We start from the raw sequence: 23387 nt of genomic DNA on the forward strand, positions 1-23387 counted from the left end.
GGGCATGACACGCCACATGGATATCCCCTGGTGGCGTGACGCCGTCGTCTACGAGATCTACGTTCGAAGCTTCGCCGACGCCTCAGGAGACGGCGTCGGCGACCTGACCGGGGTGCGCGAGCGCCTGCCGTACCTCCAGCGGCTGGGGGTCGACGCCATCTGGCTGACGCCGTTCTACCCCTCCCCCATGGCCGACGGCGGCTATGACGTGGCCGACTACCGCGGCGTCGATCCGCTGTTCGGCACGCTGGCCGACTTCGAGTCGCTGGTCGCCGACGCGCACGACCACGGGCTGCGGGTGCTGGTCGACGTCGTGCCCAACCACAGCTCGTCCGAGCACCCCTGGTTCCAGGCGGCGCTGCGGGGCGAGCGGCGCGACCGGTACATCTTCCGCGACACCATCAACAACTGGCAGTCCACGTTCGGCGGGCCGGCCTGGACGAAGGTGGCGGACGGGCAGTACTACCTGCATCTGTTCGCTCCCGGGCAGCCCGACTTCAACTGGCGCAATCCCGAGGTGCACGCCGAGTTCCTGGACATCCTGCGGTTCTGGCTGGACCGGGGCGTCGACGGATTCCGCATCGACGTGGCGATGGGGCTCTACAAGGCCGAAGGGCTGCCCGACGTGGGCGACCAGTCGTTCAAGTCGGTCTCGCCGGTGTGGGGGCAGCCCGAGGTGCACGACGTCTACCGCGACTGGCGCAGGCTGCTGGACGGCTATCCGGGCGAGCGGATGGCCGTGGGCGAGGTGTGGACGGACAGCTCCGAGGACCTCGCCCTCTACGTGCGCCCCGACGAGCTGCACCAGAGCTTCAACTTCGCCTGGCTGCAGGCGCCCTGGTCGCCGACGGCGTTCAAGAAGGTCATCGAGGACACCCTGGCCGCCGTGCCGTTCGCGACGTGGGTGCTGTCCAACCACGACGTCGTACGCCACCGCACCCGCTACGACGCCGCCGACCCCGGCACGGGCCTCGCGCGGGCCAAAGCGGCGCTGCTGACGATGCTGGCGCTGCCCGGCTCCGCCTACCTCTACCAGGGCGAGGAGCTGGGGCTGCCCGAAGTGACCGACCTGCCCGACGAGGCCAGGCAGGACCCGGTCTTCTTCCAGTCGAAGGGCGAGCTGCCCGGGCGCGACGGGTGCCGGGTGCCGATCCCGTGGACGGTGGACACCCCCTCGTACGGGTTCTCGCCGGGCGGGGTCGAGCCGTGGCTGCCGCAGCCCGCCATGTTCGCGGAGCTGAGCGTCGAGAAGCAGGAAGGGGACGCCGGCTCGACGCTGGAGTTCTACCGCCGGGCCCTCGCCCACCGCCGTGACCTGGCACGATCGATTCCTTACACCTTGGAGTGGCTGGATTCTCCCGAGGGTGCGCTTTTCTTTACCCGCGGCCCGCTGACCTGCGCCATCAACTGTGGCCTCGGGCCCGTACACCTGCCGGAGCACGACGCCGTGCTGCTGTCGAGCGGACCGCTCAAGCGGGGCCTGCTGCCGCCCGACACCGCGGTGTGGCTGCGGCGAGACTCATAGCCCGCGCGAGCGCTCGCCGCGGACAGGGATGACGGGCAGCGACAGCAGCGCGCACGCCAGGCCCGCCGCGAAACCAGCCCAGAATCCGGCGTGCTCGATCAGCACGCCGGCGAGCGGCGTCACGGCGAGCGAGACGGTGTTCTGGATGGTGTTGTGGGTGCCGAGCACCCTGCCGGCCCAGGCGGGTCCGGCCAGCTCGCCGGCCGCCAGGTAGGCGAGCCCGTTGCCGGCCACGGTCATCACCGCGCCCAGGGCGAGCATGGCGGGTCCGAGCGAGCCGCCGGTGAGCGTGCCGGCGACCAGCAGCGCCAGCACGCAGAGGCTGCCGATGGTGATCAGCAGCAGCGGTCGCATGCGCAGACCGGTCCTGTCGGACCAGCGCCCGGCCGCGATGCGCACCGCCGCCCCGCCGATCGCCGCCACCCCGAACAGCTGCCCGGCCGCCACGCTGTCCCAGCCGTACAGGCGCACCAGGCAGGTCACGCCGTACGTGCTGACCACGATCTGCGGCACGACGTGCAGGGCGCTGGTGGCGTGCACCCGCCACAGAGCGGGCTGCCGGTACGGCGTGCCCACCGGCGCGGTGCCGGACCCGGAGATCGTGTGCGGCGGCTCGGCCAGGAAGAGCGCGGCCAGCACGGCGGCCAGCAGGCTGACGGCGGCGCAGACGGTGAGCACGCCGGGCAGGCCGTGCGCCCGCGCGACCGGCGGGAGGACGAAGGCGCCGATGGCCATGCCGAGAGTGAAGGAGACCTGGCGCAGGCCCATCGCGACGCCTCGCTCCGGCGGCTCGAACCAGCGCAGCACGATCCGTCCGCCGCCGACCAGCGCGGCCGAGCCTGCCGCGCCGGCCACGGCCAGCAGCGCGATCACTGCCCACGTCCGCTCGACGAACGCGACCGCGGCGAACAGCACGGCCGCCAGGCCCACGCCCGTTCCCAGGACCAGCCGCTCGCCGTGCCGGTCGGCCAACGCGCCCCAGGCGACCAGGGCGAACAGGATGCCGATGCCCGGGGAGTTCGCGATGATCCCCGCCACCGGCAACGAAACACCGAAATGTCGCTGTATTTCGGGCAGGATGAGGGGCAGGCCGCCGAGTCCTAAGGTGACGCTGGTGTGCGCGTTGACGCCCAGCGCCAGCATCAGCCAGCGCTTCACGAGAAGCGTTTGAGGTAGGCCAGTTCGCCCTCACTGAGCCTGCGCGGGGCCGCCCGCTCCACGTCGTAGGCCGCGAGGACCGACTTGGCGGTGACGAACACCTCGCGGTCGTCGCGGATCTCGTACTGGAGCGCGAACCGCACCGCCCTGATCTCGGTCACCCACGTCTCGACCAGCACCGGGTCGGCGCGGAAGCCGAGCGGGCGCCGGTAATCGATTTCGTGGCGGGTCACCACCAGGCCCTTGAACGGCTCCTCGCCCGCGTTGTACGGATCGATGTGGAACATGCCGAAGCGGGCGTCCTCCAGGTAGTCGAGGAAACGTACGTTGTTCACGTGGCCCTGGGAGTCGATGTCGGCGAATCTCACCGTCCGGGGGTAGACGTGTCGCTGGGGCTGGGAACGTTCAACCACGTCCGCAACCGTACCCGCCCGGGACATGTGGCCTTGCGTCAGGCTGAGGATGGAGGACTGACATGGTGCTCGACCACACGGTGGTCGGTGTCGAGGGTCCCGCTCACGAGCGCACATGGACCCCCAAGGACACCATGCTGTACGCGCTCGGCGCCGGGGCGGGGACTTCAGGGCTGGAGTTCACCACGGAGAAGGGACAGCGGGTGCTGCCGACGTTCGCGGTGCTGGCGGCGCAGGCTCCGAGGCCGCCGCTGGGCGACTTCGACCCGGCCCTGCTGGTCCACGCGGAGCAGGCGGCCAGGGCCGGGTTCGACCGGCCGATCCTGCACGGGCTGTGCACGTACGCGGTGACGGGACGGACGCTACCCCACCTGGTGGCGGGGTCGGACCCCGCCCGGTTCCAGGCCATGTCGGGGCGGTTCACCAGCCCCGTGTTCCCCGGGGAGTCGCTCACGGTGTCGATCTGGGTGGACGGGGGGGAGGTGCTGTTCAGGACGGCCAAGGACGACGGGACCGTGGTGCTCGACCGGGGGCGCGCCACCATCCTCCCGCCCTGAGGTCAGCCCTCCTCCAGGACCTTGAGCGGGTCAAGGCGGCGGATCAGCTTCATCGCCGCCTCGACGACCTCCCGCGCGTCCTCCTCCGTATCCGAGGCGGCGACCTCACGCGCGGCCTCCCCGATGATGCCGGTCAGCACGGCCACCATGAACCGGTCGAGCGGCTCGCCGCCGGCCCTCAGCAGCACCGCGTTCTGGCGTACCCACTCCCGGCCCCGCGTGCGGCGGATCAGCTCGAACCCCGGCGGCCCGTCCCCCTCGATGAACAGCCTGACCAGGTCACGCCGCTCCCACGCTCCGGCGAGATACGCGCGCGCCCCGGCGATCAGGAGCTCGACGGGGTCGTCCACGCCCTCCTGCTTGGCCTTGGCCACGCTGGCGGCCGACGCCTCCTCGTGCGCCGCCTGGTGGTCCTCGTACAGGGCCAGGAACAGCTCGGCCTTGCCGCCGAAGTGGTGGTAGAGGCTCCCGACGCTGGACCCGGCGCGGGCGACCACCTCGGAGACGTTGGCCTCGGCGAAGCCGTGCTCGCCGAAGACCTCGCGAGCCGCCTGCAGCATGCTTTTGCGGGTCTGGGCGGTACGGCTCCACTCCCACGAGGTCTTACGTGCCACGCGCCGAGTATAGGCCCGGGAATTCTAGAATTAGGTTCGTGGCGGTTCCGCGCGCCCGCCGCATTCGAACATCTGCGGCCACTTCCGCGGGCTCTTCGCGCTGGCCACCTTGCCGTCCGCGCCGTCCAGCACAGCGTAGACGCGATCTCCCAGCACTCCATGTTCACCGACCTCGGCGGCGTTCAGTTTCTCCCCCATCATGGACTTGACGGGATACCGCCAGAGGGAAACGATGCTACGGGTTCGGTGGCCCTGGTCGCAGCGGAGGAACCACGACAATGGCTTCACGCGTGCTCTCGACGATGGCGACGAGTTCCTTCTCTTCCTGAGTCGGCACCTGGAACTTCGCCAGCGTCCGATGCAGACGAGCGAGCAGGGTCGTACCGGCTGGGGCCACCAGGGTGGACAGTCAGAGACTCAACCAGCAGGCGGCCAGCATGACCCAGCCGCCGGCCACTGAATTCCCCAGCTAGGCAGCCTGGCCGGTGGTCAAAGTGGCTCTTGGCGACGCTGAGCACGCTTCTCCCGTCGCCAGGCGTCCGTACGGCCATCTGGCCGGCGTGGACCAGGCCCACGCCGCACGCTGATGACCGCGTTCGTCCACTGGATCGGCAGGTCCGAGGACACCGCCAACGCGAAGACCGAAGCGACCCCAGCACGGCAAACCGTTCCGGCCGTTGGCCATGATCAGCGAAGACACATCTCACGGCCGGCAGCGGGCCCACAGGCCGAAGATGGCCCGATCGCGGCGTAAAAATCAGCAGGTGACCGCGAGGCCTTCAGCCACGGGCGGCGGATGGTGCCGCCCGTGACGTGCCGTACGAGATGGGGGGTTGTGCTCTTAGGACGGTGCTCAGTCGCGGTGGAGCTTCCGGTACGTGACACGGTGCGGGCGGGCGGCGTCGGCGCCGAGGCGCTCGATCTTGTTCTTCTCGTAGTCGGCGAAGTTGCCCTCGAACCAGAACCAGTTCGACCCTTCCTCCCACGCCAGGATGTGCGTGGCGATGCGGTCGAGGAACCAGCGGTCGTGCGAGGTGATCACCGCGCAGCCCGGGAAGTCGAGCAGGGCGTTCTCCAGCGACGACAGCGTCTCCGTGTCGAGGTCGTTGGTGGGCTCGTCGAGCAGGAGCACGTTGCCGCCCTGCTTGAGGGTGAGCGCGAGGTTGAGCCGGTTGCGCTCGCCACCCGAGAGCACCCCCGCCTTCTTCTGCTGGTCGGGACCCTTGAACCCGAACGCCGCGATGTACGCCCTCGACGGCATCTCCACGTTGCCGACCTTGATGTGGTCGAGCCCGTCGGAGACGACCTCCCAGACGTTCTTGTTCGGGTCGATGCCGCCGCGGCTCTGGTCCGCGTAGGAGATCTTGACCGTATCGCCGACCGTGATCGAGCCGGTGTCGGGCGTCTCGCTACCGGTGATCATGCGGAACAGCGTGGTCTTGCCGACGCCGTTGGGACCGATGACCCCGACGATGCCGTTGCGCGGCAGGTCGAACGTCAGGTCCTCCATCAGCAGCCGGTCGCCGAACCCCTTGGTCAGAGTGTCGGACTTGATCACCGTGGTGCCCAGACGCGGGCCCGGCGGGATCTGGATCTCTTCGAAGTCAAGCTTGCGGTACTTGTCCGCCTCTGCGGCCATCTCCTCGTACCGCTGGAGACGGGCCTTGCTCTTGGTCTGGCGGGCCTTCGGGTTGGACCGGACCCACTCGAGCTCGTCTTCCAGGCGCTTCTTCCGCTTTACGTCCTTCTGGCCCTCGACCTTGAGGCGCTGCGCCTTGGCCTCCAGGTAGGTGGAGTAATTGCCCTCGTACGCGAACGCGCGGCCGCGGTCGAGCTCAAGGATCCAGCCCGCGACGTTGTCGAGGAAGTAGCGGTCGTGGGTGACGGCCAGCACCGTGCCGGCGTACTTCTCCAGGTGCTGCTCCAGCCACTGCACGCTCTCGGCGTCGAGGTGGTTGGTCGGCTCGTCCAGCAGCAGCAGGTCGGGGGCCTCGAGGAGCAGCTTGCACAGCGCGACCCGGCGACGCTCACCACCGGACAGCTTCGTCACGTCGGCGTCGGGCGGCGGGCAGCGCAGCGCGTCCATGGCCTGCTCGAGCTGGCTGTCGAGGTCCCACGCGTTGCGGTGCTCGAGCTGGTCCTGCAGCTTGCCCATCTCTTCCAGCAGCTCGTCGCTGTAGTCGGTGGCCATCTGCTCGGCGATCTCGTTGTAGCGCTGGAGCATCGCCATCGTCTCGGCGACGCCCTCCTGCACGTTGCCGAGGACGGTCTTCTCCTCGTTGAGCGGCGGCTCCTGCTGGAGCATGCCCACCGTGAAGCCCGGCATGAGCCTGGCCTCCCCGTTGGACGGCTGCTCCAGGCCGGCCATCATCCGGAGCAGCGTCGACTTTCCGGTGCCGTTCGGGCCGAGGACGCCGATCTTGGCTCCGGGCAGGAACGACAGCGTGACGTCGTCAAGGACAACCTTGTCGCCGTGCGCCTTGCGCACGCGCTGCAGCGTGTAGATGTACTCCGGCATGTCCTCTAGCTTAGGGGCTCCGAGCCTGGGCTTCCGCCGCTCCTCCCGCAACGCCCCGAAAGACGGGACACCGCCCCCTACGGCTACGGCGCCGGTCCCACGTACCACGGCCCCATGAGCGCCGCCCCCACGACTGAGCGCCATGTCCCCCAACGGCGGGATGGAGCGTCTTTGCGTATAGCGGCGCAGGCCAATGCCCGTCCGAGTCGGGCGGTCCGACGGCGCGCCGCTCCCTGCCTCACGCCGGCCTCTCGTTGAAGACCAGGCGTCACCGTCAGAGTCGGTGCTCTTGGGGGCGGGGCGAAGTCGGGAGCCGGCATCCCTGGGGGACGGAGCCAGGAGGCGGTCTCGTAGGCGACGACGGACCCAGAAGTGCTCTCGTCGGCGAGGATCAGGAGGTGGTGTCGTTGGGGAGGGAGCTTGGGGGCGGTGATTGCACGACGGGGATGCAGACGCGGTCGCGCCCCAGCTCCTTCGCCCGGTATAGCGCCAGATCGGCAGCGGCCAGCAGGTCGATCAGGTCGTCTCCATGGACGCTCATCAGAGCCACCCCGGCCGAGATGGTCACCCTGATGAGGTTGTCGTCGGCGGGGATCGCCATGTGGCCGATGCGGGTGCGGAGGCGTTCGGCGACCTGGCGGGCCTCGCGGCCGTCGGCGCCCGGCAGCAGGACCACGAACTCCTCGCCCCCGAACCGGCCCACCACGTCATATTCCCGTAGCTGGGTGCGCAACATGGACGCCACGCCCACCAGCACCTGATCGCCGACCAGGTGGCCGTAGGCGTCGTTGACCCGTTTGAAGTGGTCGATGTCGATGATCAGGACCGCCAGGGTGCCGCCCGTCCGGCGCGCTCGGACGATCTCGGTGTCGGCCTCGCGCTGCCAGGCGGCGGCGTTCAGCAGGCCCGTCTTGGCATCGGTACGGGCGGCGGCCTGGAGTTGAGCGTGGAGCAGGCTGCGCTGCAGCAGCACCACCGGCGGCAGCGCCAGGATCAGCAGAGCCAGGTTCAGGCCGCAGCCGATCGCGACCGTGACGCCCAGGCAGAGCTCGACGATGTCCAGGATCATGCTCTCCCGGTCCCACAGGACCTCCCGCCACGTGATGTCCGGGTCGGCGGTGTGCGCGGCGATCGCAATGAGGGCGATGTTGAGCAGGGAGAACAGCACAGCCGCGGCCACCGCGTAGAGGATCGGCGGGCCGCTCCCCTGCGACAGCACCCACGGGTCATCGACGAACCAGTGGAACGCGACGGAGGCCGTACACCCGGCAAGCCCGATGGCGGCCGAGGTGAACACCCGGCGGTAGAGAACGGTCGCCCGCACCCGTACCTGCAGCAGGACCTGCAGCACGATCGGCGCGAAAATGGCATATAGCGGCGGCAGAAGCAGCGCCACCGGTAGCCACCAGGCCGACAACAGGTCCCGCGAGACCCCGGCGGGCATGCCCAGCCTCCGGGTGGCCTCGATGCAGACCGCGCCGCACGCCATGAGAGCGCCGAACGTGAGCAGGTCGCGCCACTGGAAGACAGTGGTCACGGCGCACACCATGATTGCGGCCAGGTCCAGAGCGACAATCGCGCACAGGTAGACCACGAGCGGGCGGCGTTGGCCCAGCAACGGCCAGCGGCCGGCCAGAGTTGACACACCGTCGCCAGACCTGATCGAGGCGTGACTGGTCGCCGCCATCTCGTCTCCTCCCTGACTAACGATGTGTAACACAATAATTGCGGAGTGTGCGATGTGCGATGGGAACGGATACGTTGGCAATGACTACACACACCTGCTCATGCCAAGGGCAGGCCGTGTTGGACAGCCGCGCTGGAAAGGAGCAACCATGGTGCGGGGCGTGATCTGGACCTGACAGATGCCCAAGCCATCTGCCGTGGGAAACACATCATCGGCCGCCCTCGGGGAGTTAGTCATGGGAAACCACGGCCGGTGCCCCCTCCTCCCCCCTCCACCCCTCCATCCCAATCTCCGTCTGCGTTTCTGCACGCCTGCGCTGCTCCCGCCAGCGCCTCTTGCTCGCGGCTCCCCCCAGGTCCCGTACGTCAGGTCCCGTACGTCGCGACCCCCTCCAGGCCGCATGGTTCCCCCAGGCCGCTTTCATCGCGACTCCATCCAAGCCGTCGGCGTCGCCGCTCGCCAAGCGCCTTTGCGTCGTGACTCCCTCCCAAGCGACCGTGCGTGCTGGCCCTCCACTCGGGCCGCTGCGACCACCCGAAAGGTAGCTGAGAGTTACATCTCTGGATCGGTAGGTGTCGGTCACGGCTTGGCAGTACCGCGCTGGGTAGCCATGTCATCTCAGGCCAAACCATCGCTCGCAGATCCGGGAGTTCTACGGGTTCCGTGAACCGACGGTCGCCAACGAGGACAACGCGTTGGCGACGGTGAGGTTGGCGAACAATCGCACATCCAGCAGCGGCTCGGCCGGCGCAGCTGGCGGACGACGAACCGGCGCCGAACGCCGGCCCGGCGGCGATGGGCGGCCCGGCGGCGATGGGCGGCCACGGCCGGGATCAGGGAGTCGGGTTTGGCCAGTTCTTTGCTGCCGTAGACGATCGGCGGCAGGGTGGCCAGCGACAGCGCCACGCTGAACAGATCGATGCGTCAGACGGCGGGATCGCGGAGGTTGGGCAGCAGCAGCGGGGCGCCGATCACCGGGCCGAGACCGGTGCCGACGGAGATCGCGGATGACGACAAGAGCCGCGCCTTCCTGCGGCGGCGCTGCGCCGTCCGGGGCCGGCATCGGGACAACTGCCCGAGCCCGGCACCCGGCGCGCTTAATCGTACGGGGTCAGGTATGGGCCGGCACCGGCAGGGCCTCGAGGGAGGCGGCGCGGTCGAGCACGTCGTGAATGAGGCCGACCACCTCGTCGGGGGTGAACTCCATGGCGTTCTCGCCGACGCTCACCTCAAAGGCGCATCGGCCGGGCTCGGACGCGGAGCGTACGCGGCCCCAGAGTTGGATGCCGCGCTCGGCGAGGATGTCCGCGCCGGCCTGCTCGACGGCGCGCCGGTCGGCGGGCAGGTGGATGTGGAACAGCGGGGTCTGCGGTGGGGCGGGGTAGGCGCGGGCGGCACCGTCCGCATTGATTGCGGCGGCGATGGCGGTGGCGTGCTCGCGATAGGCGGGCATCTTCTCGGCCAGGGTGTCGAGGTGGACCAGCGCGGCCAGGGCGAGCGGCCAGGCGTCGCGGATGCCGCCGCCGAGCCGTTGCCGCCACACCCTTGCCACCTCCACGGTGGCCGCATCAGAGGCGAGCACGGCGCCGCGCACGCCCTGCAGGCTCTTGTAGAGCGAAACGTAGACGGTGTCGAACAGGGCGGCGATCTCGTCGAACGGCCGCCGGTAGTAGGTCTGGGCCTCCCACAGCCGGGCGCCGTCCAGGTGCGCGGCGGCGCCGGTGGCGCGCACGAGCGCGACCTGCTCGCACAGCTCGTCCCAGTCGGGCAGCAGCCCGCCGATGTCGCGCTGCGGCAACTCCCAGACGACCGCGGCGAGGGGCTCGCCGATCGCTGCCAAGTCTGCGGCCGTCATCAGCTCGTGCAGGTCGCCGGTACGGCGCATCCGCAGGCCGTGGACGGCGTTGTAACCCTGCTCCTCCCAGGTATCCAGATGCGACTGCGGATGAGCGGCGAACGTGCGACGCCCGAGCCGGTCGGCGTGCACGCGCAACGCCGACTGCTGGGCCATCGTGCCGCTGGGGAAGAACAGCGCGCTTTCCTTACCGAGCAACTCGGCCAGCCGCCGCTCCAACACCGCGACAGGGCCGTCGGGGCCGTCGGCCGGGGTGTCGTCATCCACCAGGGCCAGCATCTGCTCCAGCATCACGCGTGGCGTGCGCCGGATCGGCGCGTGCAGGAACAACGACCGCCGCACCGCCGGGCTGGTGTCGGGCATGAAAGCCTCCTTCGTTATTGCGACAATTATGCAACAACCATAGAGGGACCTTACGGGGGTTGGGTATATGTCTGCCGATCCGCCGGCTTCGTCAGGAGTTGGGCGGCGGATTCCGGGGAGATCCCGGCTACTGGGGTGGCGAGGTTATCCGTGTTGGGCGTGCTGTCCGTGGTCGGTGACCTGGGCGTCGAACCAGGCGTGCAGCGCCTTGATGAGGGTCGGATCGGAGGTGGTGTAGGTGATCTGGGCTCCGGTGGACGCCTCCGCGTAGCGGACTTCCACCCGGTCATGGCCGGCCTCAAGCTCGCGCAGCCCGGGCATCTCGCCGCCATGGATGGACGCCGGATCGCCGAAGTCGCCCTTGCTGAAGCGCGCGACCTCCTCGGTCAGGTGCTCGCGGATGAGCTTGATCTGCCGGGCGTCGGCGGGGTCCTTCGCGGTGACGATCTGCAGGCCCCCGGTGCCGACCTTGGCGAAGCGGTGCACGGTGCGCTCCAGGTCGAACGGCATCACCTGGCGGCTCTTGGCCGCCACCTCCGCCTGGCGGGCCGCCAGCGCCTGAGCCTCACTCTGACCGCTCTGGCCGCCCAGCGCGTACCCGGCCGAGGCGGCGGCGATCACCGCCAGCCCGGCCAGCAGCAGCGGGATGCGCCGATTCTTACGTCGCTTCTCAAGGTCCATCTATTGCCTCCGTGAGGATTTCCAGGGCGTGCAGGACGCCGTCGCGTTCCCCTTCTGGGACGCGGTCCAAGATCGAGGAAAAGCGCGCCGCTCTGGCCTTGGCCAGCTGCTCGGCGGCGTTCCCGCCGGCGGGGGTGAGCTGGACCAGCACACCGCGCCCGTCGTCCGGGGCCGGGGTGCGCTCGGCCCAGCCCCGGTTGATGAGCTGGGTGACCAGGCGGCTGGTGGTGCTTTTCTCCAGGCGCAGCCGCTGCGCCAGCTCGCTTTGCCGCAGCGCGCCGTCCCTGGCCAGCTCGCCCAGCGCGTGCGCCTCCGACACCGGGATCGGCCGCCCGCAGGGAGTCTGGTCAGGCTGATGCAGGCCGAAGGCGCGTACGAACCGGGCCACGGCATCCTGAAGCTCACGCTCATCCGCCATGGTTCGACCCTACAACCATCTTGTTGCATGACACAACTAGATGGCGCGGACCGGCTGTCAAGGACGTGGCGGTCCGGAGAATCCGCCAAGGCCTGGAGCGCGGTCCCCTGTATCCCCCTGACCTGGGCACGAGGGAGGCGGCGGTGCGCGACGTTCGCCTCCTTGCTCCAGCCCTGCCGGGACGGCATGCCAGCCGCTGCGGCCGCTGGAGTTCCGGCCGATCGGTACGAACGGCTACGTCAGCACGTCGCTCGTTCCCGGCTTTCGCAGCGGTACGGGCGCAGGCCATCGCCTTGGCGAACTCCGGCCGCACCTTGATCCGGGTGCTGATCACCTTGCGGCCTCGGGTCCGGCAGGCGCTGCCCATCGGCGCCTCACACGTCGGGCAGTCAAAGGCTTCGACGGCGGTGGCCGGGTCGGCGAGCTCGGTCATTCTGAGGAAGGAAGATGGGTGGACAAGCCGGACAGCCTGCGGGGTGTTGGTCACTCCTTGCAGAACTCCCCATTTCTAAGAACACGCAGGCTCACAAGAATTACGCAGAGCTACGTTGCGTCCGGTCGCAGCGACCCGAGTGGAGGGCCGTGATGTGCGGGGGCACCGGGTGGGCGGTCGGTGCCCCTGCACGTGCGCCTATGCCGCTACTCGCTCCTCCATCGTCAGTTGCTCGGCGTCGCCATCTTCGTCGCCGTCCACCATGGATGTCGTCCCGTCAGCCTCGGCGTCCAGCTCATCGGCCTCGGCGCCCAGGATGCGCACTGTGCCGCCCTCCGCTCCGAGGCTTCGCAGGGTGCGGTTCTCGTCCCCAACGGAGCGCGTAGTGCTGCCCTCTCCACTGACGGAGGCTGCAGTGCTGCCCTCGTCTCCCAACGTGGGCGGGGTGACGCCGTCCGCTGCCGGAGTGCGTACCGCGTCGTAGTCCGTCCCCAGGGAGCGGTCGGTTTCCAGGGCGTGGAACGGGTTGGCCTCCGTCATGGATCCTGAGCGGGCGAGGCTTCGGACGCTGCGGGTGCTGCCCATGGCCCAGTCTCGGGTCTCCTCGTCCAGGCGGTCGCGTATCTCCTTGCTCATCGACGCGGTGCCCGAACGGTCTGGCTTGGTGAACATGCCGGTGCCCCAGCGCAGGTCGTGCCCCACGGCGTTGGCCTCTATCTCGGGAACGAAACGGCGATCACCCTCCGGGCCGAACTCGCGGATGCGCAGCTTGCCTGAGACCACCACGGGGTGTCCTGCTCGGATGGAGGAGGCGACGTTGTCTCCCAACGTGCGCCAGCAGCGGACCGTGAAGCACACCCTGTCGCCGTCCAACCACTGGCCCGTCTTCTTGTCGAAGTAGCGGTGTGAAGAAAACACCTTCAGCGAGGTGACCCTGCTGCCGTCCTCGAAGCTGTACTGCCTCGGCTCTGCCGCGACGTTGCCCGTGAGCGTGATGTAGATGTCGTTCATCCCGTGCCTCCCATGCGGCGGGCCGGCTGCCCGCGATCTGAGGAAAGGGTGCCGGGGAAGGGTCGGCTCCCGGGCTCTGGAACGCGGTTCTGTGGATGGAGGCGTTGGTGGTGACCGGGGCTGGGGATAAAGCCGCCACCCGCCGTGGCGGAGCTCGGGATTGGAGCCGCCCCCGCCGTGGTGGAGCTCAGGGATGGGGCTGCCCCCCAGAGTGGCGAAGCTGAAGGTGCAAACTGCCACCCACAGCGGCGAAGGGCGGGGGAAGGGTTGCCGCCCCGCCGTGGCGAACGCGGCGGCCCAGGCAACACCTCCCCCGGCTGCGGCAAAGCCGGGGAGGCGTCAGACCGACAGGTCTCTCAGGGCCGTGTAGAACGCGTGGTGCCGAGCGAGCTCCCGCTCCACCGGCTCCACGACCATCGTCGCCGACACAGCGGCCACCCGGCGCCTCATCTCGCGCTCCAACCGCTCCCGCTCCCGAGAGGCCCCCAGCTCGACGAAGTTGCGGGAGGCGATCCCCGACAGCGCTCCGAGCCCCAGCACCGAGGCCATCATGAGCCCCACCCACGGCAAGGCCGCGCTGTCGCCCAGCAGTTCCAGCGCCGGAGGCAACTGGCCGGGCATCAGCAGGCCGACCGTCAGCCAGGCAAGTCCCGCCACGAACGCCACCACCAGGGCGTACTGCCACACCTTGAGCACCCGCCACCACGCGGGCACCCGGTCCAGCTGCGGCGCCACCTCCGTGAGGTCCTCGGTCAGCGCCTGCGGGAGCTGCCCGGCGCGGGACCTCGCCGCCTGGTGCACTCCGGTCCGCCACACGGGGTGCATCCCCACGGACAGCCCGTCGGCGAGCGCCTGCACGGCGTTGGCGACCTCGGCCGACTGCGCGCTCACCGAACCGGCCGTGATGCCGCGGATCTCCTCCCCCACGTCCTGCAGACGCAGGCTCTTCAGCGGGTCCGAGCGGAACTTCGAGAACCACCGCGGGTACGGCCAGCCCACCCACTGGTTCGACCGCTCCGCGTAGACGTTCTCCATGGCCTCGCCCACGGCCGGCACGCCCACCGCGTCACACAGGGCGTCCGTCAGCCCCATGCGGCGGGCCTCGTCCACCGCGGACGGCGCCGACAGTGCCTCGCCCAGCGGCATCGCCTTGCTGAGACGCTGCTCCAGCCGCTGCAGGTCGGCCTCCAGCTTCTGGATGGCGGCACGCCGCCGGGCGACCGCCGTCGCGATGACGCTCCTGAGGCTCTCGATGCCCCGGCCCGTGACCGCCGAGGTGGGGACCACGCTGGGATGCTCGACGCCCTCGCGGCGCAGCAGGTCGTTGAGGTCGATGACCAGCTCGGCCAGCTCTTCCTTGGTGAGCCGGTCGGCCTGGTTGAGCGCGAACACGGTCACGGCCTCGTGCCCGGCCAGCTCCGTCACGTAGCGGCGGTGCGTGGACGCGTCGGCGTACTTCTGCGGGTCCAGCACCCACACCACCAGGTCCGCCAGGCCGATGAGGCGGTCGGCCTCGGTGTCGGTGAGCGCCCTGATCGAGTCGTGGTCGGGCAGGTCGAGCAGGATCAGCCCGTGGAGCTGGCTGTCGCCCTTGTCGAGCGCGCTGGCGCGGGAGAAGCGGTGCCGCCACTGGATCTGCAGCCAGTCGAGCAGCGGCCCCGCGCCCTCCAGCCCCCACACGCAGGCGTGCGTCCGGGCGGTGGTCGGACGGCGTACGCCGGTGGGCGACAGCTCGAGCCCCGAGATGGCGTTGAACAACGACGACTTGCCGCTGCCCGTGCCGCCCGCCAGAGCGACGACGGTGTGCTCGGACGAGAGCTTGAGCCGGTCTCCCGCCTGCTGCAGCAGCGCGTTGGCCTCGTTGAGCAGCTTCCTGTCCAGCCGTCCCGGACCGTGCTCCACCATCTTGGTGAGCGCGGACAGCCGCGATGCCAGCCCGGACCTGGTGGTCATGATCGTCATCGGACGACCTCGAGGTTGTACGTCGCCTGGTAGAGGCGGGTCGCCGCGGACTCGTCCGGGATGCCCGCGGAGTCGAGCGCTTGCACGTAACGCATGGATTCCTCGTCGAACAGCATGCCGATCCTGGCCCGCAAATCGCTGAGCGCCTTGGCGCCGATGCCACGCAGCGACTCCGCACCGAGCAGGGCGTTGACCAGCCGGTGCGGCACCCCTTCGCCGTTGCTCCCGCTGAACATCGCCACGGTGAAGATCAACGCGAGCGAGTCGGGGTCGAACGACACCAGCTTCGACACCGACCGCTTGGCCACACCGTCGGTGCGGACCAGCTCGTTCAGGTGCTCCTGCCAGGACGCGATGGCGCGGCCGGTGTGACGTACGAGATTGTCGGACGGCCTGTCGAGGCCCTCCGCGAGCGTGGCGCCCAGCTCGGAGCGGTGCCGCCAGCGCGCGACCACCTCCTCGCAGGCGCGGTTGGCGGCGGCGACGATCACCGACTCGAGTCCGGCGCGGATCGCCGCCTTGAACGCCAGCACCCGCTCCGGCGCCTGCTTGGCCGTCCGACCGCGCTTGCGCAGCTGCAGCGAGCGCATGAGGTCGCCGGAGCCGGCGAAGTCCTGCCAGCGGGCCAGCACCTCGCCGTGCAGCAGCGAGCCGTTCTTGGACGCCTTGTCGATCTGGCTGAGCGCGCTCTGGAAGGCCGCCTCCACGTCGCTGCGCAGCTCCGTCCTGAACGCGACCTGCCCCTCAAGGTGCCTGGCCAGCGCGGGTACGCGGGTGCGGAAGCTGTTGAGCACGCCGTTGAGCGTCTCGCGCACCGCCTGGGCCCTGCGCTCCTCGTCCACCGACAGCTCGGCCAGCCAGAGCCGCAGGTCGGTGACCTCGCTGTCGGGCAGCTTGCCGTCGGTGACCTGCGACTCGCTGATGACGAACCTGTCGATCTCGCCCAGGCCGTATTCGGTGAGCATCCGTACGAAATGCTTCTGCACGACCTCGGACGCCCTGGGCTGCACTCGCGACAACACGATCGCGAGCCGGGCGCCGCGCTCCTTGGCCAGCTTCAGCAGGTTCCAGGCGGGGGCGTCGGCGTAGCGGGCCGCCGTGGTCACGAAGATCCACAGGTCGGCGGCGTCGAGCATGCGGTGCGCGACCTCGTGGTGCTCCTCGACGACCGAGTCGATGTCGGGGGTGTCGAGCAGCGCGACGCCCTGCGGGAGCTTCTCGGTCGCGACGACGACCACGCTGCGCCTCCCGGCCTCGGGGGACAGCCGGTCGAGGCGTTCGAGGCCGCCGAGCAGCTCTCCCTCCGCGAACCACTCCCGGTCGTCCGGGTGGCAGACCAGCACGGGGATGCCGGTCGTGGGGCGGCGTACGCCGGTGCGCGAGACGTTCTTCTCGGCCAGCGTGTTGACCAGCGTGGACTTGCCCGCGCCGGTGGAGCCCGCGATCACGATGAGGGCAGGGGCGGTGCTGGTCTTTACCCGGGGCAGCACGTAGCCCTCGAGCTGGGCCAGCAGGTCGGCCTGCGCCTGCTTGGCCTCGTCGACGCCGGGCAGATCCAGGCCGAAGTGCAGCTGCGCGACGGTCTCCCTGAGCGTGTCGAGCGCCGACGTCAGCGCCTCGACGGCCTCGGCGGGCAACTCCTCCACGCGCTGTGCCCCTGCCTGGGGCTCGTCTTCCGCGGGCCCTTCGCCGCCGCCCGGCTGCCGCTCGTCCTGGGCTTCCGCGCCCGGCTGCTCGCCGTCCTGAGCCTGCTCGCCTTGCGGTTGTTCCGTCTGGGGCTGCTCGTCACTCACGTCAGCGTCCTGCGCGGCACCCGCATCCGCGTCCTGCGCGTCGCTCACGTCAGCGTCTTGCGCGTCCGCGGCCTGCGGTTGCTCGTCGTCCGTCGCCGTGGCTTGAGGCTGCTCGCCGTCCTGAGCCTGCTCGGTGCTCGCGTCCTCTGCCTCATCCCGTGCACCAGGCTCGTCCTGTACGCCAGGCGCTTCGCTGGCGGGAGGCGCATCGTGTACGGCGAAAGTCGTCTTGCGGGCTCCCGGGCCGCCCAGCGCCGCCGGCTTCACGAAGAGGGACGGCGGCTCCGAGTCGGCCACGTCGTCGGCGGGATCCTCGGACCCGGCGTCATCGGCCGCGGCGACGGGCTCCTGCGTGGGCTGATCCGCCGGGTCGGCGCGCTCGCCGGACTCGCCCGGATCCACCGGGTCAGTGGGCTCGCCCGCCGCGGCAGTGGACTCGGCGGGCGCTGCCGGATCCGGCTCGGCGGGCGCTGCCGGATCCCGTTCGACGGACGGCTCGGCGTCGGTCGGCTCAGCGGCTTCCGCAGCAGCCGGTGGTTGCTCAGAAGCCCCTGGCTCCGCGGAAGGCGCGGTGTCCTCGGCCTCCTCCGAAGAAGCGGCAGCCGACGCCCCGGTGTCCGCGGAAGGCGAAGACTCCTCGGAAGCGCCCCGGCCGCCCGCGGCGCCGGAAGCCCTCCGTGCGCCCTTGGTGCCGAACGCGTCGAAGCCGTCGTCGTCCCGGCCCTCGGCCAGGTCCTCGTCACTCACCGGGTGGAAGCTCAACGTCTGCTCCCCCGGCGCCTCCTGCCGCCCATCATCCATGGCCGTGTTCACGGCAAGCGCTCCGCTCGAACCATCTCGACCTCCTGGCCGACCCTCACGACGTCGCCGACGATGACGATCGCCGGCGGCCGGATCCCAGCCGCGGACACGCGGTCGGCCACGGTGGAAAGCGAAGCGATGACCGCCCGCTGGGTCGGAAGGGTACCGTCCTGTACCACCATTGCGGGAGTCTCCGGGGAACGTCCGTCCCGAAGGAGCGCCTCGGCCACCTTCGGCAGCCGTTCGACGGCCATCAGCAGCACCAGAGTGCCCTGGGAACGGGCCAGCGCGGGCCAGTCGACGGTGGACTTGGGGTCGTCGGGCGCCACGTGCACGGAGATCACGTGGAACTCCTGGCTGACCCCCCGGTGCGTCACAGGGACCCCGGCGGCCGCGGGCACCGCCACGGCGCTCGTGATGCCGGGCACCACCAGCACGGGGATGCCGGAGCGGGCGCAGGCGATCATCTCCTCGCCGCCGCGCCCGAACACGAACGGGTCGCCGCCCTTGAGCCTGACCACGAACTTGCCCTGTCTGGCGCGGTCGATCAGCAGCTCGTTGATGGTCTCCTGGGACAACGACCGGCCGTAGGGGACCTTGGCGGCGTCGATCAGCTCGACGTCGGGGGCCAGCTCGTCGAGCAGGGCCCGGGGCGCGAGCCGGTCGGCGACCACCACGTCGGCCTGCGCGAGCAGCTGCCGCCCGCGCACCGTGATCAGGCCGGGGTCGCCGGGACCGCCGCCGACGAGGGCCACACCCACCGGTTTGGTGCGGTTTCGCCGGGCGTCGACCGTGCCGTCGCGGAGCGCGCCCACGACCGCGTCCCTGATGCCGGCGGCCCTGCGCGGGTCGCCGCCCGCGGTGACCGCCACGCTGATCTCGTCGACCCGCCCCGTGGCGGGCGTCCAGGCGGCGGAGGCGTCCTTGTCGTCGGCCCGCACGCACCACACGCGCTTGGCCTCCGCCTCGGCGGCGACCGCGGTGTTGACGGACCTGTCGTCGGTGCAGGCCTGCACGAGCCAGGCCCCGTCGCAGTCGCCGACCTCGTAGGGCCGGGCGTGCCAGGTGACCCTGCCGGCGGCGATCAGGTCGTCGAGCGCCGGCGTCACGCTCGGCGACACGACCGTGACCTCCGCACCGGCCTCTAGCAGCGCGGGCACCCGCCGTTGCGCGACGCGCCCGCCGCCCACGACGAGAACCCGGCGGCCGGAAAGCCGCAGGCCGAGGAGGTAGGGGCCCATGGGGGGAATCTCCCGTTCGCGAAGGTTTGTGTTAGGACGTAAACCTACCGGCTCTGACCGCGTCGTTTGCTGCGCACGGGTTAACGACCGTCGAGAAGGGGCTGCCGCGGATCCCAGCGAGGCCCGCCCTGCTCGTCCTTACGGCGTCTGGCCATCGCTGACAGCGCCTCAAGGATAACCCGGTTCCCGAGGTACGCGGTGATGTCCGCGTGGTCGTACGGCGGCGCCACCTCGACCACTTCCATGCCGGCCACGGGCAGTTCGTAGCAGATCCGGCGAACGGCGTCGAGCAGCTGCCTGGCGGTCAACCCTCCGGGCTCGGGCGTCCCGGTGCCGGGCGCGTGACCGGGGTCGCAGACGTCGATGTCCACGGACAGGAAGATCTGGTCGCACTCGTCGAGCGCGATCGCGAACGACTCCGTCAGGCACTCCTCCAGCCCGCGGGCCACGATCTCCGTCATTTCGTACGAACGCATGTTTTGAGAGGCCATCCAGCTCAGCGTCTCCGGCTCCGGCCAGTAGCCGCGCAGCCCGATCTGCAGGAACCTGTCGCCGCGGATGGCGCCGGACTCGATGAGCCGCCGCATCGGCTGCCCATGGCCGTAGAGGTGGCCGAACTCGATGTTCCCGGTGTCGGCGTGCGCGTCGAAGTGGATCATCGAGGTACGGCCGTCCGCGTACGCCCTGGCGGTGCCGCGCGCGTCGGGCAGCGCGACCGTGTGGTCACCCCCGAGCACCAGCGGGATCGCCCCGGAGGCGGCCACGCGGTGCACGGCCTCCTCGATCGCGGCCAGCGAGCCCTCGACGTCGCCCGAATAGCACTCGACGTCACCCGCGTCGAGCACGCGCAGGTCGCGCAGGGCGTCCACGCGCAGCGCCAGGCTGGGCCTGGAGCCGTCGTGCGGCAGGTAGCAGGCCTGGCGCAGCGCCATCGGGCCGAACCTGGCGCCGGGGCGGTTGCTGGTGCCGCCGTCGAATGGGGCGCCCACGATCACCACGTCCGCGCCCTCGTACGACGCCGGATCGTCGAGGTCGCAACGGTCCACGCCGAGGAACGTGATGTCGGGGCCGTACATGGGGCCGTAACGGGACAATGATCAACTCCTCACACGGGCTTTTCCGTCACTCCCGCGGAGTCGAACGTGGCCACGTCGTGCATGACCCGTACGGCCGCGCAGAGCATCGGATGCGCGAGCAGGCCGCCCGAGCCCTCGCCCAGCCGCAGCTCGAGGTCCACCAGCGGGCGCAACCCGAGGTGGGCGAGCGCGGCGGTGTGACCGGGCTCGGCCGAACGGTGGCCCGCCACGCAGTGGTCGAGCGCGGCGGGGTCGAGCGCGGCGGCCACGAGGGCGGCGGCGCCGGCGATGACGCCGTCGAGGATCACCGGAACGCGGGCCGCGGCGCCGCCCAGGATGAAGCCCGCGATGGCCGCGTGCTCGAACCCGCCGACCGCGGCCAGCGCCCGCAGCGCCTCGCTGGGCGAGATCAGGGCTCCCGACAGGCCGTTCGTGCGCAGGGCGTCGCGGACGACGTCCACCTTGTGCTCGTACGTCTCGTCGTCGATCCCGGTGCCCCTGCCGGTCACCTCGGCCGGGTCGCGGCCGGCGAACACGGCGATCAGGGCGGCGGAGGCCGTGGTGTTCGCGATGCCCATGTCGCCGGTGATCAGGCAGCGGGCGCCGGACGCCACCAGGTCGCGGGCCACGGCGATCCCCGCCTCCAGCGCCCTGACCGCCTGGTCGACGCTCATGGCGGGGCCCTTCGACATGTCCTCGGTGCCGTACCCGATCTTGCGCTTGACCAGGCCGGGCGCGTCAGGCAGGTTGGCGGCGACGCCCACGTCCACCACCGTGACCGACACGCCGGCCTGGGCGGCGAAGGCGTTGGCGACCGCGCCGCCGGCCAGGAAGTTCGCCACCATCTGCACCGTGACCTCCTGCGGCCACGGGGTGACGCCGCGGGCGTGCACGCCGTGGTCGCCGGCGAAGATGGCCAGCGCGGCGGGCTCGGGCATCGGCGGCGGCGTCACGCCGGCCGCGCCGGCGAGGCGTACCGCGATCTCCTCCAGCGCGCCCAGTGAACCGCGGGGCTTGGTAAGGCGGTCCTGGTACGCCCGAGCCTCGGCGATGGCGCGAGGATCGGCGGGGCGGATCGCGGCGAGCGTCTCAGCGAGCACGGCAAACCTCCACTTACGGAACGAGTTGGAGCGCTTCCTCGTATCGGTCGATCACGACGTCGGCGAGGGTCTCGCAGTCGCCGATCACCTCGGCGCAGCGAATGTCGAGATCGGGGTGCCCGGCGCCGTACGCCAGCGCCTGGGCCCACACGCGCTCGAGCATGCCGCCCGCGAACAGCAGGTACGGCACCACGATCACGCGCTTGGCCCCCAGGCGGCGGCAGCGCTCGAGCCCGCCGGGCACTCCGGGCGGGGTGACCGACACGAACGCGGTCTCAACGGTCATGAAGTCGTAGGCGTGCGTCTCCCAGAACAGCCGGGAGACGCGGTGGATCTCGGCGTTGGCCGCCGCGTCCGTGGAGCCCTCGCCGACCAGAACGATCGCCGTCTCACCCGGCTCGACCTGCATGAGGGGGTCGTCGGCAGGGGGCGCGTCGACCGCGCGGAGCCGGGGTCTGGCGCCCACGAGCTCCAGCGAGCGCGGCTTGGAGATCTCGGTGGCCGCCTCGTTGAGCCGCTCGGCCAGCAGCGACAGGACCCGGGGGTCGGGGCCCAGCGGGCGGCCGTAGTCGTACATCAGCGTCGGGTGCCGCTTCTGCTCCAGCTCCATCGCGGCGGGGAACTCCTCGCCCAGCCTGCTGAGGCTCAGCGGGAGCGCCACGAGCCGGTGATAACCCTTGGCGACGAGGGAGGCCACGGAGTCGCTCAGCCGGGGCGAGGCACGTTCCAGATAACCGCCGGAGACGTCGGCGCCCGTCTGGTCGAGCCGGCAGCGGAGCCGGTGTACGAACCTGCCGAACTCCGCGGCGTAGGCGTCGTCCTGTGAGCCCTGCCCGATCAGCAGGAGCGGCGGCTTCATCGTGAGGGAATCTCCGGTCCGGTAGACAAAGACACGCGAGGATAACCGATGCGCCCCGGTAGGGGACAGGTCACGCTGTGTGCGCGGGTGTCGCGTGCACCACGAATACCGGGTCAAATGCGGTCAGACGGTGCGAGCCGTCGGGGTCGACCGTCAGCTTGGAGGCCAGGATCTGGGTGCCCTCGCCGCGGTAGCCGTGCTCGCGCAGCCGGTCGAGCACGGCGGAGACCTGCTCGACCTTCCTGAGCGCGCACACCAGCGTGCGTGGGCCGCGCGCGGCGCAGGCGACCACGACGTCGATGCCGCCGCCGCCCACGTAGACGGCGTCGGGGTCGGGCAGCGGCTCCAGCGCCGGCGGCGCCTGGCCCCTGGTCAGAGCCACTTTGACGCCGTGCTTCAGCACGTTGGCGCGCAGCCTGGCGCACGACTCCTCGTCGCGCTCGACGGCCACGACGGCCGCGCCCATCCTGGCGCACTCGACGGCGATCTCACCCGCGGCCGCGCCCACGTCCCAGACCAGGTCGCCGAGCCGGGGACCCAGCTTGGCCAGGATGAACGCCCGCACCTCGGCCGGGAGCGCGCTCTCGAACGGCAGCGCCCACTCGGCGGGGCCCGGCCGGGCGCCCGCCACCCAGCTCGGCTCCTTGGGCTGGTGCAGCGGGTCGATGACGAGGACCACGTCGGGGTCCTTCCACGGCCTGGTGGTCGCCTCCCCCATGCGGCTGTGCGTGACCCGCTCGTCGGGACCGCCGAGGTCCTCGCAGACGATCAGCGCGCGCGGCGTGGTCGGCGCCAGCTCCCTGGCGATCTCCCCGGGGCCGACGCCCGGCGCGACCAGCAGCGCGACCTTGGGGTGGGCGCGGCAGGCGTTCACGACCCGGTCGAGCCCGCCCGGCCCCGACGGGGCGACGACGAGCGCGTCCTCCCAGTTGAGGCCGGCACGCGCGAAGGCGCGGGAGACGAGCGAGATCGCCGGGAGCACCTCCGGTTTGATGCCGTGCGCCCGGAGTGTGCGGACCACGCCGAAGAAGCCGGGATCGCCCTCCGCGACCACGACCGCCGGGCCCTCGCCGTGCTCGAGATGGTCGTCGAGGACCTCCAGCAGGGAGTCGTCGGCCACGGCCGGCGCGGTGACCTTGAGCCGGCCGAGAACGGCGTCGGGGCCCACGACCAGACTCGCCTCGTGCAGCTTCTCCACCGCCTTGGCCGAGAACTCGTGCCCGTCCCAACCGACCACCGTGATCATTGCGCCTCACCGTCCTCACCACAAGGGTGACGGGTGCGGAGAGGTTTCACAAAGGGTACGAGGGTCAGTCCGGTGT

19 protein-coding genes are annotated in these 23387 nt (G+C 70.7%); 2 read left to right on the forward strand and 17 right to left on the reverse strand.

Going from position 1 to position 23387, the window contains the following annotated elements:
• The first annotated feature begins 16 nt into the window (after positions 1–16).
• Entirely contained in the window at positions 17–1525 is a 1509-nt protein-coding gene (locus ACIBVN_RS13965; protein WP_397136103.1) for a glycoside hydrolase family 13 protein, read from the forward strand.
• On the opposite strand, the gene ACIBVN_RS13970 is transcribed toward ACIBVN_RS13965, so the two are convergent.
• Both ACIBVN_RS13970 and ACIBVN_RS13975 read right to left on the reverse strand, forming a co-directional pair.
• Positions 1520–2683: an MFS transporter gene (locus ACIBVN_RS13970; protein WP_397136105.1), complete on the reverse strand. Its 1164-nt coding sequence runs from the start codon at positions 2681–2683 to the stop codon at positions 1520–1522. The genes ACIBVN_RS13965 and ACIBVN_RS13970 overlap by 6 nt on opposite strands.
• Positions 2680–3096: an acyl-CoA thioesterase gene (locus tag ACIBVN_RS13975; protein ID WP_397136107.1), complete on the reverse strand. Its 417-nt coding sequence runs from the start codon at positions 3094–3096 to the stop codon at positions 2680–2682. The genes ACIBVN_RS13970 and ACIBVN_RS13975 overlap by 4 nt, the downstream gene beginning before the upstream one ends.
• A 62-nt stretch (positions 3097–3158) precedes the next feature.
• Here ACIBVN_RS13975 and ACIBVN_RS13980 point away from each other — a divergent pair, with 62 nt between their 5' ends.
• The gene (locus ACIBVN_RS13980) at positions 3159–3653 is read left to right on the forward strand and encodes a MaoC/PaaZ C-terminal domain-containing protein (protein ID WP_397136109.1); all 495 of its coding nucleotides are present in this window, start codon (positions 3159–3161) and stop codon (positions 3651–3653) included.
• A gap of 2 nt (positions 3654–3655) precedes the next feature.
• Here ACIBVN_RS13980 and ACIBVN_RS13985 read toward each other — a convergent pair whose 3' ends face one another.
• The 15 genes from ACIBVN_RS13985 to cbiE all read right to left on the reverse strand — a co-directional run bounded on the left by ACIBVN_RS13985 (position 3656) and on the right by cbiE (position 23311).
• On the reverse strand, positions 3656–4267 hold the full coding sequence (locus ACIBVN_RS13985; protein ID WP_397136111.1) for a TetR/AcrR family transcriptional regulator: 612 nt from the start codon (positions 4265–4267) through the stop codon (positions 3656–3658).
• Between the two features lie 30 nt (positions 4268–4297).
• Complete coding sequence (locus ACIBVN_RS13990; RefSeq protein WP_397136113.1) at positions 4298–4555, reverse strand: MOSC N-terminal beta barrel domain-containing protein; 258 nt, start codon at positions 4553–4555, stop codon at positions 4298–4300.
• Positions 4556–5120: 565 nt separating this feature from the next.
• Positions 5121–6785 (reverse strand): energy-dependent translational throttle protein EttA, encoded by a 1665-nt coding sequence (ettA, locus tag ACIBVN_RS13995; RefSeq protein ID WP_397136115.1) that lies wholly within the window; start codon positions 6783–6785, stop codon positions 5121–5123.
• A gap of 391 nt (positions 6786–7176) precedes the next feature.
• The gene (locus tag ACIBVN_RS14000; protein WP_397136119.1) at positions 7177–8472 is read right to left on the reverse strand and encodes a GGDEF domain-containing protein; all 1296 of its coding nucleotides are present in this window, start codon (positions 8470–8472) and stop codon (positions 7177–7179) included.
• Positions 8473–9583: 1111 nt separating this feature from the next.
• On the reverse strand, positions 9584–10690 hold the full coding sequence (locus ACIBVN_RS14005; RefSeq protein ID WP_397136122.1) for a threonine aldolase family protein: 1107 nt from the start codon (positions 10688–10690) through the stop codon (positions 9584–9586).
• 144 nt (positions 10691–10834) lie between these two features.
• On the reverse strand, positions 10835–11371 hold the full coding sequence (locus ACIBVN_RS14010) for a hypothetical protein (RefSeq protein WP_397136124.1): 537 nt from the start codon (positions 11369–11371) through the stop codon (positions 10835–10837).
• Complete coding sequence (locus tag ACIBVN_RS14015) at positions 11361–11789, reverse strand: MarR family winged helix-turn-helix transcriptional regulator (RefSeq protein ID WP_397136126.1); 429 nt, start codon at positions 11787–11789, stop codon at positions 11361–11363. The genes ACIBVN_RS14010 and ACIBVN_RS14015 overlap by 11 nt, the downstream gene beginning before the upstream one ends.
• Before the next feature lie 631 nt (positions 11790–12420).
• Positions 12421–13233 (reverse strand): single-stranded DNA-binding protein, encoded by an 813-nt coding sequence (locus ACIBVN_RS14020; RefSeq protein ID WP_397136128.1) that lies wholly within the window; start codon positions 13231–13233, stop codon positions 12421–12423.
• 339 nt (positions 13234–13572) lie between these two features.
• The gene (locus ACIBVN_RS14025) at positions 13573–15195 is read right to left on the reverse strand and encodes a GTP-binding protein (protein ID WP_397136130.1); all 1623 of its coding nucleotides are present in this window, start codon (positions 15193–15195) and stop codon (positions 13573–13575) included.
• Positions 15192–17801 carry a dynamin family protein gene (locus ACIBVN_RS14030; protein ID WP_397136132.1) on the reverse strand — a complete coding sequence of 870 codons (2610 nt, stop codon included), beginning with the start codon at positions 17799–17801 and terminating at the stop codon, positions 15192–15194. The genes ACIBVN_RS14025 and ACIBVN_RS14030 overlap by 4 nt, the downstream gene beginning before the upstream one ends.
• Entirely contained in the window at positions 17798–19030 is a 1233-nt protein-coding gene (cobA, locus tag ACIBVN_RS14035) for a uroporphyrinogen-III C-methyltransferase (RefSeq protein ID WP_397136134.1), read from the reverse strand. Before cobA ends, ACIBVN_RS14030 begins: the two co-directional genes overlap by 4 nt.
• Before the next feature lie 80 nt (positions 19031–19110).
• On the reverse strand, positions 19111–20124 hold the full coding sequence (gene speB, locus ACIBVN_RS14040; protein ID WP_397136136.1) for an agmatinase: 1014 nt from the start codon (positions 20122–20124) through the stop codon (positions 19111–19113).
• 11 nt (positions 20125–20135) lie between these two features.
• Complete coding sequence (gene cobT, locus ACIBVN_RS14045) at positions 20136–21206, reverse strand: nicotinate-nucleotide--dimethylbenzimidazole phosphoribosyltransferase (protein ID WP_397136138.1); 1071 nt, start codon at positions 21204–21206, stop codon at positions 20136–20138.
• Positions 21207–21219: 13 nt separating this feature from the next.
• Positions 21220–22065 carry a sirohydrochlorin chelatase gene (locus ACIBVN_RS14050; RefSeq protein WP_397136140.1) on the reverse strand — a complete coding sequence of 282 codons (846 nt, stop codon included), beginning with the start codon at positions 22063–22065 and terminating at the stop codon, positions 21220–21222.
• A 70-nt stretch (positions 22066–22135) separates the two neighbouring features.
• Positions 22136–23311, reverse strand: a complete 1176-nt coding sequence (gene cbiE / locus ACIBVN_RS14055) for a precorrin-6y C5,15-methyltransferase (decarboxylating) subunit CbiE (protein WP_397136142.1) — start codon at positions 23309–23311, stop codon at positions 22136–22138.
• Between the last annotated feature and the right edge of the window lie 76 nt (positions 23312–23387).

It is taken from the genome of Nonomuraea sp. NPDC049400 (assembly GCF_044466425.1).
GTDB lineage: Bacteria > Actinomycetota > Actinomycetes > Streptosporangiales > Streptosporangiaceae > Nonomuraea.